Here is a 13,298-nt window from a genome sequence, read left to right as displayed (position 1 = left end):
CTCGCGCCGTTCAGGACGGTAGGCGCTGGAGGCGGAATCCGGCCGCGATGGCGACTGCGGTGATCAGTGGGCTGATCCCCGCGGCGACCAGTGGGGCCGGTCCCATCAGAGCGCCGCCCGCCGCGGCACCGGCGGCCAGCGCCACGATGACCGCCGTGCGCAGTCCCGCCGCGGCCGTCGAGCCGACCGCCAGGGCGCCCATCACCGAGGTGAGCGTCCCGGTGACGAACGTCGTGGTGATGCCGTCGGCGGCCAGGCTGCGCGCCGCCGCGGTCTGGACCCCCATGGCGGCGGAGGACAGGGCGATGAGCGCGAGCAGCGCCCAGCCCTCCGGCCGCGAGTCCGTGGCCGCCCAGCCCGCCAGGAAGCCCGTCTGCAGGACCAGCCCGGCGGCCAGGGCGCGGGTCACGCCCGGAGGCCACAGCAGGGACGCGCCGGCGCGGCCCGCCAGCAGGAAGCCGAGCAGCAGGCCGAGCGCGAACGCCAGGGTGGCCACGCCGCAGCGCGCGAGGTCGACCCCCGTGCCCTCCCCGGCGGCCAGCCCGAACAGGACGATGTTGCCGGTCATGTTGGCCGTGAACACCTGGTGCATGCCCAGGAACCCGACGATGTCGGTGGTGCCCGCGCCGAAGGTCAGCGCGACGAGCAGGATCGCCCGGGTAGTGCGGCCCCGGCCGGGGGACGGGACCGGCCCGGCCTGTGCGGGCCGGGCCGGTCCGGTGGTGGCGGTCAACGGACTCCTCAGAAGATCGCGATACCGACCGCCGTCGAGACGACGAGGCCGGCCATGACGGGCAGGAACGAACGGCGGACCAGGTCCAGCACCGGGACGCGGGCGAACCCGGCCACCGCGAGCAGCGACGACCAGGCGATGAGCACGCCGCCGCCCGACCACACGCACCCCATCTGCCCGATCGCGGCCAGCAGGGCGGGGTCCGTGCCGGAGGCGGGGCCGAGCGTGCCGGCCAGCGAGCCGGTCAGCGGCAGCCCGGCGAAGCCCGACCCGTCCAGCCCGGTGACCAGGCCGACCAGCAGCAGCCCGAACCCGACGACCAGGCCGCCGTCGGGGATGGCGCTCTCGATCCGGGTCACCAGGTCGAACAGGAAGCCGGGCGCCTGACGCCCCTCCTCCAGCGCCATGATCTTCCCGGCGAAGTCGGCGTTGCCGATGAAGAAGAAGCCGGCGATCGGGATCACCACGCCCATCGCCTTCACCGAGAAGACCAGCCCGTCGACGATGTGGTCGGCGCAGGACTCCAGGCAGCCGCGGCCGTCCAGCGACAGCGCGGCCGTGATCAGCAGCAGCACGGTCACGCCGCCGACCAGGGCCGCGGCGTCGCCGCCCACGACCTCGGGGACCAGACCCGTGAACTTGCCGAGCATCATGTAGCCCACGAGCCCGGCCAGGGCCAGCGGCACGATCAGCGCGAACGCCTTGGAACGCCGCTCGTTGCCGTCCCCGGGAGCGGGGGCCGAGCCGGCGTCGTCGGCCGACGTGCCCGGCGTTCCGCGGTCAGGCGGGTCCTGGTCGATGACGGCGGTAGCCGCGGCGGGGGCGGCGGCTTCGACGGCCGGGTCGGTTCCGCCGGCCGCGTCCGTGCCGGGGACGGCCGTGGTTGTACCGGGGGCAATGGCCGCGGTGTCGATCCGTCCGGCGTCGTCCGCTCCGGCGGCCGCGGTGAGGCGTCGCAGGGACGGGAACCGCCGCCTGCCGCGGACCTCGGGATCGGTGACGCCGGCCTCCCAGCGGACCAGGTGCCGGACGTCCGGCTCGCGCATCTCGCGCCGCGTCATCAGGTAGCCCAGTGCCAGCGCGACTCCGCCGGTGATCAGGGACAGGACCATGGCGCGGTCGGCGACCTCGGTGGTGCCCACCCCGGCCGCCTTGGCCGACAGGCCGGGCGCGACCTGCATGACGTAGTCGCTGGACAGCGCCATCCCCTGACCGGCGACGGCCATCGCCAGGGCGGCGCCGGCCGGCGGCAGGCCCGCCGAGATCGCCGCCGGCAGCAGCACCGCGCCGATCAGCGGCACCGCCGGCGTGGGCCAGAAGAACAGGCTGATCAGGTACGTCATCCCGGCGACCACCCAGAAGGCCGAGTGCCCGCCGCGCATCACGTGCCGGAACGGCTCCACCATGCGGCGGTCGGCGCCCAGCCCGCGCAGCGCGCCGAGCAGCGCGGTCACCAGGGCGATGATCAGGAAGATGTTGAACAGCTCGGTGGCCGCCGTGAGGCTGGCGTTGAACACCGCCTGCAGGGCGCGGACGGGGTCGCCGTCGTAGGCGAGGGCGGTGCAGAAGGTCGCCGCGATCGCGGGGACGACGACGTTCCTGCGAGCGATCATGACCCCGATGATGAGGACGATCCCGGACAGAAAGACCCAGTGGGCGGCGCCTGGCTGCACGCCACCACCTCCTTGTCGAACCTGGGGGGCAGGGGCGGGAGGTTCGTGAGCGGTTGCAGAGAATCTGGTCGATTGCCGGCCGGTGAACAATGAGGAACGTGCACAGCCGCGACCCGGTCGTTTTGTGCACCGTGTCGGAGCGCCAGCACAGGGAACGGATCCGCGCCGTCCGATGTGCGGACTGCCCAAGGAATCCCGCCGATCTTCGGCATTCGGTCCATGTCGGCGCGGCGGGCGGTCGCCCGACACTGGGCGCATGGCAGCAGAACCAGCAGCATCCGCGGCGGCGGAGTTCGGGTGCCAGGGGCGCGGGCCCACGGTCGGCACGCGGGGAATGGTCGCCTCCAGCCATCCGGCGGTCAGCCGGGCCGGGGCGGCGGTCCTCGAGGCGGGCGGCAACGCCGTCGACGCGGCGCTGGCCATGGCCGCGATGTCCTGGCTCGCCCTGCCGGGGCAGTGCGGGGTCGGCGGCGACGCGTTCGCGCTGCTGCGCCGTCCCGACGGAACGGTCACCGCGTTCGGCGGCAGCGGCTTCGGGCCCGACGGCGGCGACCCCGGCTTCTACCGCGAGCGCGGCCTGGCGGCCGTGCCGCTGGAGGGCCCGCTGGCCGTGGCCGTCCCCGGGGCGGTCGCGGCACTGGCCGCGCTGCACGCCGACGCGGCCACCTGGGACCTGCCGCGCCTGTGGGCGCCTGCCGCCGACGCCGCCGAACGGGGCGTGCCGTGCACCTACAAGACGCGCGACGACATCATCGAACGCCGCGAGGCGCTGGCCCGCGACCCGGGAACCGCCAGGGTCTTCCTGCCCAAGGGCGCGCCGCCGCCGGTCGGGACGCCGCTGAGGCAACCCGAGCTCGCCGCCACCCTGCGGCGCCTGGCGGCCGACCCCGCCTCCTTCTACACCGGTGAGCCGGCCGAACGGGCCGTCGCCGCGCTCGTGGCCGCGGGCGCCCCGTTCAGCGGGGACGAGTGGGCGGCGACGGGTGAGGCGCTGGTGGGCGACGCGCTGACCGGTTCGTACCGGGGCGTCACCGTCCACCAGACGCCGCCGCCCACGCCGGGCTGGATGGTGCTCCAGCAGATCGCGCTGAACGACGGGCGCCTCGCGGAACTGCCCTGGCTGTCGGCCGAGGCGGTGCACCGGTCGGCGAGCGCGGCACGGCTCGCCTTCGCCGACCGGTTCGCCGGCTGCGGATCCGACAACGACCACTGGCGCGGCCTGCTGGCGCCCGACGCGATCGCCGCCGCCCGCGCCCGCCTGCTCGCCGGCGACCTGCCCGCCCCCGCGACCCCGGCCGTGCCGGTCGACGGCGACACCACGTCCATGGCGGCGGTGGACGGCGACGGCATGGCGGTGAGCCTCATCCACTCGCTGGCCTTCACGTTCGGCGCCCGCGTCACGGTGCCGGGCACCGGCGTCGTCCTCAACAACCGGCTCGGCCGCGGCGCCTACCTCATCGACGGCCATCCCAACGAGGTCCGGCCGCGGCGGCGCCCGCTGCACACCCTGAACGCCTGGCTGGTCACCGGCGACGACGGGCGGCTGCTGCACGTCGGCAACACCCCGGGCGGCGACGGGCAGGTCCAGTGGAACGCCCAGCTCCTGTCCCACCTGCTGGATCACGGCCTCGACCCCGCCACCGCCGTGGCCGCGCCCCGCTTCACCGCGCACCCGGGCAGCGACGCCGACGTCATCGGCGAGCCGCCGGAACTGCGGTGCGAGTCCCGGCTCGGCGCGGCGCGCCTGCAGCGGCTGCGCGAGCTCGGCCACGACGTGCGGGTCCAGGGGCCGTGGGCGGCGGGTGGCAGCGCCCAGATCATCTCGGTCGCCGAGGAGACCGGCGTGCTGCTCGGCGCCTCCGACCCACGCCAGGACGGGGTGGCTCTCGGTGTCTGACAAGCGCGGTGCCGAAGAGCGGGCCCTGCCGCGGCCCCCGCGTCCCCAGGGCGACTACGCGCCCGCCGTCGTCGCCCCGTACGGCGCCGGACTCGTGCTGATGGCCAGCGCGGGCATGACCCCGCGCCGCGACGGGGAGCTGACCGTGACCGGGCTGGTCGGCCGCGAGGTGGACGCCGCCGCCGCACGCGACGCCGCCGGGGTCGCCGCGCGCAACGCCGTGTCCGCCGTGGCCGCGGCTGCGGGAGGCCCCGGGCGGGTCCGGACCTGGCTGCGGATGACGGTGTACGTGGCCTGCGCGGACGGCTTCACCGCGCTGTCGGCCGTCGCCGACGGCGCCTCGGCCGCGCTGGCGGAGCTGACCCCGGACGTCGCGCCGCCCGCCCGCAGTGCCATCGGCGTACGCGCGCTGCCCGGCGGGGCGCCGGTGGAGGTGGAACTGACCGCGCTGGCCCTCGCCCCGGCCGGCGACATCCCTGTGGAGGACCGCTGAGCATGCAGACCCGACCGCACACCGGGCTCAACCTCGTCGCGGGGGAGTGGACGCCCGCCGCCGGCGGCCGCACCTTCGCCCGCCGCAACCCGGCCGACCAGGACGACGTGGTCGGCGAGTTCCCCGACTCCTCGGCCGCCGACATGGCGGCCGCGGTCGCCGCCGTCGCCGAGGGCGCCGCCGAGTGGGCCGCCGCGCCGGCCGAGCGCCGCGCCGCGGTGCTGGAGGCCGCCGCCGCATGGCTGGAGGAACGAGCGGAACAACTCACCGCCGAACTGGTGCGGGAGGAGGGCAAGACCCGCGCCGAGGCGGCGATCGAGACGAGCCGCACGCCCAAGAACCTGCGCTACTACGCGGGTGAGGCGCTGCGCATCACGGGCCGCAGTTATCCGGCGGACGACGGCGGGCTGGTTTACACCCGCCGCGAACCGGTCGGCGTGGTGGGTGCCGTCACGCCGTGGAACTTCCCGCTCAACATCCCGTCCCGCAAGATCGGCCCCGCGCTGGCCGCCGGGAACGGGGTGGTGTTCAAACCCTCGCCGGTCACCCCGCTCATGGCGCAGCGGCTCGTGGAGGCGCTGCTGGCGGGCGGACTGCCGCCGCGTGTCATCGCCCTCGTCCATGGCGGCGCGGAGCCGGGGGCCGCGCTCGCCGCCGACCCGCACGTGGCGGCGGTGACGTTCACCGGTTCCACCGCGGCCGGGCGGGCCGTGCACGCGGCCGTCGGGCCGTCGCGGCGCTGCCAGCTGGAGATGGGCGGGAAGAACCCCGTCATCGTCCTGGAGGACGCCGACCTGGACCGCGCCGCGCAGATCGTCGCCAAGGGCGCGTTCGGGCTCAGCGGCCAGGCGTGCACCGGAACCAGCCGCGTCATCGTCCACGAATCGGTCCACGACGCCCTGCTGGAACGGGTCGTCCGGCTGGCCGAGGCGCGGACGGTCGGCGACGGCATGCGCCCCGGGGTCGACATGGGCCCGCTGGCCGCCGACTTCCAGCTCCGCAAGGTCCTGGAGTACGTGCGCGTCGGCGAGGAGGAAGGGGCCAAGCTCGTGACCGGCGGACGCCGGCCGGACGGGCCCGGACTCGACCGGGGCCTGTTCGTGACCCCGGCCGTCTTCGCGGACGTCACCCCGGACATGCGGATCGCCCGCGAGGAGATCTTCGGGCCGGTGCTGGCCTTCCAGCGGGCCGCTGATCTCGACGAGGCGATCGCGCTCGCCGACGCCACCGAATACGGCCTTTCCGCGGGCATCGTGACCCGCGACCTGGACCGCGCCCTCACCTTCGCCGCGCGCGTCCGCAGCGGCCTGGTCAAGGTCAACCAGCCGACCACGGGAATGGCGATGACCGTGCCCTTCGGCGGCCTCAAGGAATCCAGCACGCAGACATTCAAGGAACAGGCCGGTGAATCGATGATGCTCTTCTACACCCAGGAGAAGAGCGTCTACATCTCGCCGTGACCGGCGGCGTCACGGCGGCCCCGGGGACGGGGCGTGGCGCCGCCTCGTGCAAGGTGCACACCGGATCCGCCCGGCGCTGTGCGCTCCGGCCATGGCAGGCGACCCCGGCGCGCTTTTAGCTTGACGGAGAGAAAGGAGCCCAAAATGGCGGAACTGCTGTCCAAGGAAGAATTCCGTAAGGAACTCGAGAATGCCATCAAGGGGCGGGAGGCGAAGAACGCCTCGTTCAGCCGCGCCTGGGCGGAAGGGGAGCTGAAGCGCGAGCACTTCGCCCGCTGGGCGGAGAACCACTACCACTACGTGGGCCCGTTCGCCGACTACCTGGGCTACGTCTACGCCAACACCCCCGACCAGTTCACCGGCGCCAAGGACTTCACCCTCCAGAACATGTACGAGGAGGAGCTGGCCGACATCCGGCACACCGACCTCCTCATCCGGTTCGCCGAGGCGTGCGGCACCACCCGTGAGCGGGTCGAGGACCCGGCCAACATGAACCCCATCACCCGCGGCCTGCAGGCGTGGTGCTACTCGGTCGCGATGCGCGAGCACTTCGTGGTCGCCACCGCCGCGCTGGTCGTCGGGCTGGAGTCGCAGGTGCCCAGCATCTACAAGAAGCAGATCGTGCCGCTGCGCGAGGTGTACGGCTTCACCGAGGACGAGATCGAGTTCTTCGACCTGCACATCACCTCCGACGTGGTGCACGGCGAGCGCGGCTACCAGATCGTGCTCGACCACGCCGACACGCCGGAACTCCAGCAGCGCTGCCTGCAGATGTGCCGGTGGGGCGCGGAGATGCGCTTCTCCTACACGCAGGGCCTCTACGACTACTACGTCAAGCCGGACCTGGTGGGGTCCGGCGCCTGACGGACCGGCCGCGGCCGGACGGCGGTGGGCGCGTCCCGCCGCCGCCCGGCCCCGCGGCCCCCGGCCCCGCCCCGCCCGGTACCCGGAGCGGGTCGGGGCCGGGTCCGCGGCGGACCGCCCCGCAACGAGGAACGGAACGGAGAGAGATGACGACGGACCACTGGGTCGAGGCCGCGGCCCTGGCGGACGTGCGCCGCCGCCGGCGGCTCGCGGTCACCGTCGCCGGACGGCACATCGCGCTGTTCCTGGTCGGCGAGACCGTGTACGCGCTCGACGACCTGTGCGTGCACAAGCAGCGCCGGCTGACCAAGGGCACCCTGCTGTACGGGCGCGTGATCTGCCCCGGGCACCAGTGGAAGATCGACCCGGAGACCGGCCGCGTCGAGGACCGCGAGGAGTGCCAGCCCACCTACGCCGTGCGCGTCGACGGCGGGACCGTCTACGTGGACCCGCGGCCGCGCGTCCCCACCAAGGAGTCGTGATGATCGAGTCCGTCCTCGTGGTCGGCGCGGGGCAGGCCGCCGCCGTCGCCGCCCGCACGCTGCGCCGCCGCGGCTTCGACGGCCGCCTCACCCTGGTCGGGGAGGAGCCCGAGGCGCCCTACCAGCGGCCGCCGCTGTCCAAGGACTACCTGGCCGGCGACCAGGACCGGGACGAGCTGTTCCTGCTCACCCCGCGGTGGTGCGCCGACAACGCCGTCGAGCTGCGGACCGGCACCCGGGTCGCCGCCATCCGCCCCGCCGACCGCGCGGTCGAGTACGCCGACGGCACGGTCCAGACGGCCGGCGCCGTGCTGGTCGCGACCGGAGGACGCCCCCGCCGGCTGCCCGGCGTGGCGGGCGACCGCGTCCGCTACCTGCGCACCGTCGCCGACGCCGACCGGTTGCGCGCCGAGCTGCGGCCGGGAGCGCGGGTCATCGTCATCGGCGCCGGGTTCGTCGGCTCGGAGGTCGCCTCCACCGCCCGCGCGCTGGGCGCCGAGGTCACCGTGGTCGAGCAGGCGGGGCAGCCGTTCGGGCACGTCCTCGGCGAGCCGGTGGGCGACGCGCTCGCCGCCCTCCAGCGCGACGCCGGCGTGGATCTGCGCACCGGCGAGAAGGTCGAGACGTACCGCGAGACGGCGGACGCCGCCGTGATCACCACCAGCGGCGGCGCCACCGTCGAGGGCGACCTGGTCGTGGTCGGCGCGGGCATGGTGCCCAACGTCGAACCCGCCGCCGGGACCGGCGTCGAGATCGCCGGCGGCATCGTCGTGGACGAGTACTGCCGGACGGCCCAGGAGGGCGTGTACGCCGCCGGCGACGTCACCGTCTTCCACCACCCGCTCGCCGGCCGGCGGATCCGCGCCGAGCACTTCGACAACGCCAACGCGCAGGGCATGGCCGTCGCCAAGACCATCCTCGGCCGCGAGACCGCGCACACCGCGCCGCCCTGGTTCTGGTCCGACCAGTTCGACCGCAACCTGCAGTGCGCCGGATTCACCGGCGGCGCCGACCGGCTGGTCGTGCGCGGCCGGGTCGAGGACTTCGACTTCGCCGCGTTCTACCTGGCCGGGGGCGTGCTGCGAGGCGTGTTCGCCGTCGACCGCGGCGGCGAGGTCGCGGTGGCGCGCGAGCTGATCGCCGCGGGCGCCGCCCCCGATCCGGACGTCCTGCGTGACGAGGACGCCGACCTGACCGACCTGCTGAGCTGAGGAGCCCGCGATGGAGTCCGCCGAGTTGCCCGAGTCCTCCGCGACCGGAGCGGGCGAAGCCCCCGAGTACCAGTACGTGGCCCGGTCGGGGCAGGTGCCCGAAGGCGTGGTCCGCCGCTTCTTCGTCGGGGAGGCCGAGATCGCCGTCGCCCGCTCGGAGGGCGTGGTGCACGCGATGTCGAACTACTGCACGCACCTGGACTGCCTGCTGTCCTCCGGGCGCGTGACCGAGGACGGGCTGCTGTGCTCCTGTCACGGCAGCGTCTTCGACTTCGCCGACGGCGAGCCGATCACGCCGCCCGCCACCCGTCCGGTGCGGGTCTACCCGGTGCGGGAGGAGGACGGCAGGATCCTGGTGGCCATCCCGCCGGGCGTGGAGCAGCCCGGCCCGCGACGCCGGCGGCAGGGTGTCCACCAGCGATGAACCGGCGGGACGCGGCCCCGGCGGGGGCCCGTGGGCCGCGCTCGTCCCCCTGCTGACCGGTACGTTCACCGGCACCGTCGCCAACACGATCGTCAACGTGCCGCTCAGCGACATCCTCGACGACCTCGGCGTCCGGGTGTCGGCCGGGTCGCTGCTGGTGGTCGCGTTCACCGTCACCTTCGCGGTGCTGCTGCCCGTCTCCGGCTGGGTCGGCGACCGGTACGGCCACCGCAGGGTGTTCGCCGCCGCGATGGCGGTTCTCGGCGCGTCCTCGGCGGCCGCCGCCCTCGCCCCCGGCCTGCCCGCGCTCGTCGCGGCACGGGCCGTGCAGGGGGTCGCGACCGCCGCCATGCTCCCGACCGTGATGGCGCTCATCGTGACGCTGTTCCCCGGCGACGGGCGGGGCCGGGCGCTGGCGCTGTGGGCCGCGGCCAACGGCGTCGGGCAGGCGGCCGGGCCGACCCTCGGCGGCGGGCTGGCCACCTGGTTCGGCTGGCGCGCGGTGTTCTGGCCCGTCGTCCCGCTGGGACTGGCGGCGGCCGTGCTCGCCCTGCGGCTGGTACCGCGCGACCGGCCCCGGCGGGTCCCGCTCGACTGGCGGGGCGCCGTCCTGCTGACCCTCGCCGCCGCGCTCGGCCTGGGCGCGGCGTCCGCCGTCGCCCCGCTGGGCCTGTCCTCCCCGCTGGTGTGGCTGGGCGCGCCCGCCGGGCTGCTCGCCGCCGTGGCCTTCCTGCTCGCCGAACGCGGCCGGGCCGACGCGTTCCTTCCGCCGCGGCTGCTGCTGGAGGTCCGGTACCTGCGGTCGTGCCTGACCGTGCTGGCGCAGATGTTCTGCCTCGGCGCGACGCTGCTCGGCGTCCCGCTCTACCTGACGACCGAACGGCACGTGGCGACCTTCGCCGCGGGCGGGCTGCTGCTGTGCCTGCCGATCGCTATGTCGGTCCTCGCGCCGGTCGTCGGTGTCCTCATGGAACGGGCCGGTCCTCGCCGGGTGCTGCGCGGCGGGCTGGTGCTGCTGGTCGCCGGGCAGGCGCTGGTGTGCGCGGTCTTCGTCGTGCACGCCGCCGTCCCGTGGCTGCTGGCCGCGCTGCTGCTCACGGGCGCGGGCGTGGCGCTGGTGCAGACCCCGGCGGCGACCGGCGCGACGCGTTCGCGGGCGGGCGGGTACGGCGCCGGGCTCGGCCTGTTCAACCTGCTGCGCTTCGGCGGCTCGGCGCTGGGCGCGGCGTGGGTCGCGGCCGTGCTGGACCGGGGCCCGGCGTTCGGCGCCGTCTTCGCCGGCTGCGCCGCGATCGCGGTGCTCGGGCTGCTGGCGTCGTTCGCCGGTCGCGCCCCCGCCGCGTAGCGCCTCCCGCACGCACCACCGGGTTTCCCGGTTTCGCGGTGACGCGCCGTCAGGTGTCCGCGCGGGGCGTCCGCCGTCGCCCGGGGCCGTCCCTGCCTTCTCTGGCCCGCGCCGTCCGTGCCGCCTCGCCGCCGTCGCCCGGCGTGCGCCCCTGGGCGTCGCCGGCGGGCGGGGACAGCTCGTCGGCGAGGGTCTGGGTGACCGAGCTCAGCGTCTCGATGTGGTGCGCGAGCCAGAACATGAACTGCGCCTCGGCCGTGCGGATGTCCATGCGCAGCGCCCGCGAGGCGCGGTCGAGCTTGTACAGCATCGTGTTGCGGTGCAGGTTGAGGGAGCGCGCCGCGGCGTTGAGGTTCCCGGACGCCCTGATGTAGGCGAGCACGATCGCCTCCAGGTCGTCGCCGCCCGCCTGCCGCAACGGGGACAGCGTCTCCCGCGCGAACACCTGCCCCTCGGCGCTGCCCGCCGCCTCCTTGAGCGCCGCGAAGACCCGCAGGTCGTCGTAACCGCACACGTGGTCGGCGCCGGTGTGCCAGGCCAGCCCCATCGCCAGCCGGGCCTCGTAGTAGCTGGTGGCGACCCCGGCCGCGCCCCGGCCCGGACGGCCGTGGGTCACCCGCAGGTCGTCGCCCAGCGCGTCCAGCAGCCGCCGCCGCAGCCGCCGGGCGAACCGGCCCGCCTCCTGCCGCCCGGCCAGCGGGTCGTCGTCGGACGCCAGCTGCCGGATGACCACGATCGTGGAGCCGATCGCGGCGGTCAGCGTGGTGCCCTCCGGCTCCATGGACTGCGCGATCCGCGCGGCGGTGAGCGTGTGGCGCAGGTAGTCCCGGCCGACCGGCAGCAGCGAGGACGCCGCCACCACGTGCACCGCGAAGTGCCCCGTCACGTCGAACCCGTGGTGGCGGGCGCGGGCGCCCAGCTCGTAGGGATCGGCGAACCGGCCGTGCACCAGCGCCTCGACGAAGTCGCCCCGGGCCCGCTCCTCGGCCGCCCGTACCGAGCGCTGCCGCAGCATCTCCGATCCGGTCAGCGTCGCGCCGTGCTCGGCGATGACGCGGTGCTGGGCCAGGTCGTGCTCGTCGGGCGGCCAGGACCGCTCGATCATGACCAGCCGCCCGTACGGCTCGCCGCCCACCACGATGGGGGTGACCAGCACGCGCACCGGGTCGCGGCCGGGACCGGGCCGCAGGTCCAGCTCGACCGGATGGGCACCGCCCCCGGCTCCGTCGCCGGCCGCGGACGGAGATCCGGCCGGGGGCAGCGCGGCGATGATCGGCCCGGGATCGCTCGCCGCGCCGTCCGGCGGCTCCTCCCAGGCCAGCCGCTCGCCGTCCTCGTCCAGGATGAGCACCGGGCAGCGGGACAGGCTGGCGATCGCGTGCGCCATGGCGGGGACGCCGGTGCCGCGGGCGAGGACGTCGGCGAGGGTGCGGTGCACGCGGGCGCCGTACTCCAGGACGTGCGAGGTCTGCGCCAGCGCCTTCTGCCCGACGAGCCGGCTCACCGCCCGGTAGTCGGCCTCCTCGCGCAGGCACAGCAGCGGGATCCCGGCGCGGTCGGCCGCCCTGGCGGCGGCCTTCAGGTCGGACCAGGTGCCCGGGGGCTGCCAGGCCAGCAGCGCGGCGGCGCCGCGCCGGGCCAGCTCCTGGACCAGCGCTCCCGGACCGTCCGCCCCCTCGGCGGCGGCCAGCACGGTCGCGGGCAGGTGCACGGCGATGCCCGGCAGGTCCGCCGCGCCGGCGGTGTCCTCGGCGTAGCGCCGCGTCTCCGAGAGCGGCAGGCACCAGGCGACCCGGCGGTCCAGCCCGGCCGCGCCCGCGACCAGGCCGCCGCGCAGCAGCGGCTCGGCGAGCAGGGCGCCGACGGTGATCCGGCCCTCGGCGCCCGCGCCGTCGTCACCGGGGGGAGGGGCCGCCGCCGGGACGGCGCGGCCGGGGGCGGTGCCGGGCGCGTCGCCGAGGTGGTCCGGGGAGGCGGTTTCCGCATGCTGATGTGCCATGTGCCCACATCCTGTCCCGATAGTTCGGCAAAGTGTACATAGTCCGGTTTGCCGAGGTCCCGGAGACTGACTGCCGTGACCGCGGGACGGGACGGGCGGGCGAGGGCAGGGAATCCTTTTTCCGCTCCTCTCATTTTGCGGCATCGAATCGGGCGGGGCAATACCCCGAATGGCGGGAGAACGGCACCGGCCGACGGCGCACGGCAATTCATTGATTCCGTGAATCGGGAACAGAGAGGAAGCGAAGAATGCAGACCGTTCATCGGCTCACCCTGGAGGACGCCCTGGTGCTGCTGGAGGCCGCCGAGGCCGAGGCGGAGCGGATCGGGGTCAAGGAGACGATCTGCATCGCCGACGACGGCGCGCACCCGATCGCCCTGCACCGCATGACCGGGGCCCGGCTGACCGGGGTGGAGATCGCCATCGCCAAGGCGTTCACCGCCGCCGGCCACCAGCGCGACACCCACAAGTTCAACGAGCCGCCGAACGGGCCCGCGCTGCCCGGCAACGAGGCGTTCGGCATCAGCCACATGCACCCCGGGAAGTTCGCCATCTTCGTCGGCGGCTTCCCGATCGTCTACGAGGGCCAGGTCATCGGCGCGGTCGGCGTCAGCGGCGGCAACGGCGAACAGGACAAGGCGGTGGGGGCGGCGGCCCTGCGCGCCTTCGAGGAGAAGATCGCGCCCCGGGCCGCCGCCGCGTCCGGCTGAACCGGGC

12 protein-coding genes are annotated in these 13,298 nt (G+C 75.1%); 9 read left to right on the top strand and 3 right to left on the bottom strand.

Annotated features, from left to right (window positions below):
- Nucleotides 1–10: 10 nt before the first annotated feature.
- Nucleotides 11–733 carry a DUF1275 family protein gene (locus tag ABD811_RS02150; protein WP_344939798.1) on the bottom strand — a complete coding sequence of 241 codons (723 nt, stop codon included), beginning with the start codon at nt 731–733 and terminating at the stop codon, nt 11–13.
- Nucleotides 734–741: 8 nt separating this feature from the next.
- The gene (locus ABD811_RS02145) at nt 742–2,346 is read right to left on the bottom strand and encodes a hypothetical protein (protein ID WP_344939796.1); all 1,605 of its coding nucleotides are present in this window, start codon (nt 2,344–2,346) and stop codon (nt 742–744) included.
- 316 nt (nt 2,347–2,662) lie between these two features.
- On the opposite strand from ABD811_RS02145, the gene ABD811_RS02140 reads away from it, so the two are divergent.
- The 8 genes from ABD811_RS02140 to ABD811_RS02105 all read left to right on the top strand — a co-directional run bounded on the left by ABD811_RS02140 (nt 2,663) and on the right by ABD811_RS02105 (nt 10,582).
- Complete coding sequence (locus tag ABD811_RS02140; protein ID WP_344939794.1) at nt 2,663–4,303, top strand: gamma-glutamyltransferase family protein; 1,641 nt, start codon at nt 2,663–2,665, stop codon at nt 4,301–4,303.
- The gene (locus ABD811_RS02135) at nt 4,296–4,796 is read left to right on the top strand and encodes a RidA family protein (RefSeq protein ID WP_344939792.1); all 501 of its coding nucleotides are present in this window, start codon (nt 4,296–4,298) and stop codon (nt 4,794–4,796) included. Before ABD811_RS02140 ends, ABD811_RS02135 begins: the two co-directional genes overlap by 8 nt.
- Nucleotides 4,797–4,798: 2 nt before the next feature.
- A complete protein-coding gene (locus tag ABD811_RS02130) occupies nt 4,799–6,256 on the top strand; it encodes an aldehyde dehydrogenase family protein (RefSeq protein ID WP_344939790.1) in 1,458 nt (485 codons plus the stop codon).
- 144 nt (nt 6,257–6,400) lie between these two features.
- Nucleotides 6,401–7,120, top strand: coding sequence for an iron-containing redox enzyme family protein (locus ABD811_RS02125; RefSeq protein WP_344939788.1), 720 nt, complete (start codon nt 6,401–6,403; stop codon nt 7,118–7,120).
- Between the two features lie 146 nt (nt 7,121–7,266).
- On the top strand, nt 7,267–7,602 hold the full coding sequence (locus ABD811_RS02120; RefSeq protein ID WP_344939786.1) for a Rieske (2Fe-2S) protein: 336 nt from the start codon (nt 7,267–7,269) through the stop codon (nt 7,600–7,602).
- A complete protein-coding gene (locus tag ABD811_RS02115; RefSeq protein ID WP_344939784.1) occupies nt 7,602–8,813 on the top strand; it encodes an NAD(P)/FAD-dependent oxidoreductase in 1,212 nt (403 codons plus the stop codon). The genes ABD811_RS02120 and ABD811_RS02115 overlap by 1 nt, the downstream gene beginning before the upstream one ends.
- 10 nt (nt 8,814–8,823) lie before the next feature.
- Nucleotides 8,824–9,237 carry a Rieske (2Fe-2S) protein gene (locus ABD811_RS02110; RefSeq protein WP_344939782.1) on the top strand — a complete coding sequence of 138 codons (414 nt, stop codon included), beginning with the start codon at nt 8,824–8,826 and terminating at the stop codon, nt 9,235–9,237.
- On the top strand, nt 9,221–10,582 hold the full coding sequence (locus ABD811_RS02105; protein WP_344939780.1) for an MFS transporter: 1,362 nt from the start codon (nt 9,221–9,223) through the stop codon (nt 10,580–10,582). Before ABD811_RS02110 ends, ABD811_RS02105 begins: the two co-directional genes overlap by 17 nt.
- A gap of 49 nt (nt 10,583–10,631) precedes the next feature.
- On the opposite strand, the gene ABD811_RS02100 is transcribed toward ABD811_RS02105, so the two are convergent.
- Nucleotides 10,632–12,581 carry a PucR family transcriptional regulator gene (locus tag ABD811_RS02100; protein ID WP_344939778.1) on the bottom strand — a complete coding sequence of 650 codons (1,950 nt, stop codon included), beginning with the start codon at nt 12,579–12,581 and terminating at the stop codon, nt 10,632–10,634.
- Between the two features lie 248 nt (nt 12,582–12,829).
- Here ABD811_RS02100 and ABD811_RS02095 point away from each other — a divergent pair, with 248 nt between their 5' ends.
- Nucleotides 12,830–13,291: a GlcG/HbpS family heme-binding protein gene (locus ABD811_RS02095; RefSeq protein ID WP_344939776.1), complete on the top strand. Its 462-nt coding sequence runs from the start codon at nt 12,830–12,832 to the stop codon at nt 13,289–13,291.
- The last annotated feature ends 7 nt before the right edge of the window (nt 13,292–13,298 follow it).

It is taken from the genome of Actinomadura miaoliensis, assembly GCF_039536785.1.
Taxonomy (GTDB): Bacteria; Actinomycetota; Actinomycetes; order Streptosporangiales; family Streptosporangiaceae; genus Spirillospora; species Spirillospora miaoliensis.
The sequence above is the reverse complement of the archived record's forward strand: the minus strand, read 5'-3'. Positions and strand labels throughout refer to the sequence as shown.

What these genes read in the sequence shown, in the direction of transcription:
- ABD811_RS02095 (WP_344939776.1), top strand. Translation starts at nt 12,830, where the DNA reads ATGCAGACCGTTCATCGGCTCACCCTGGAGGACGCCCTGGTGCTGCTG.
- ABD811_RS02120 (WP_344939786.1), top strand. Translation starts at nt 7,267, where the DNA reads ATGACGACGGACCACTGGGTCGAGGCCGCGGCCCTGGCGGACGTGCGC.
- ABD811_RS02100 (WP_344939778.1), bottom strand. Translation starts at nt 12,581, where the DNA reads ATGGCACATCAGCATGCGGAAACCGCCTCCCCGGACCACCTCGGCGAC.
- ABD811_RS02130 (WP_344939790.1), top strand. Translation starts at nt 4,799, where the DNA reads ATGCAGACCCGACCGCACACCGGGCTCAACCTCGTCGCGGGGGAGTGG.
- ABD811_RS02115 (WP_344939784.1), top strand. Translation starts at nt 7,602, where the DNA reads ATGATCGAGTCCGTCCTCGTGGTCGGCGCGGGGCAGGCCGCCGCCGTC.
- ABD811_RS02140 (WP_344939794.1), top strand. Translation starts at nt 2,663, where the DNA reads ATGGCAGCAGAACCAGCAGCATCCGCGGCGGCGGAGTTCGGGTGCCAG.
- ABD811_RS02145 (WP_344939796.1), bottom strand. Translation starts at nt 2,346, where the DNA reads ATGATCGCTCGCAGGAACGTCGTCGTCCCCGCGATCGCGGCGACCTTC.
- ABD811_RS02125 (WP_344939788.1), top strand. Translation starts at nt 6,401, where the DNA reads ATGGCGGAACTGCTGTCCAAGGAAGAATTCCGTAAGGAACTCGAGAAT.
- ABD811_RS02110 (WP_344939782.1), top strand. Translation starts at nt 8,824, where the DNA reads ATGGAGTCCGCCGAGTTGCCCGAGTCCTCCGCGACCGGAGCGGGCGAA.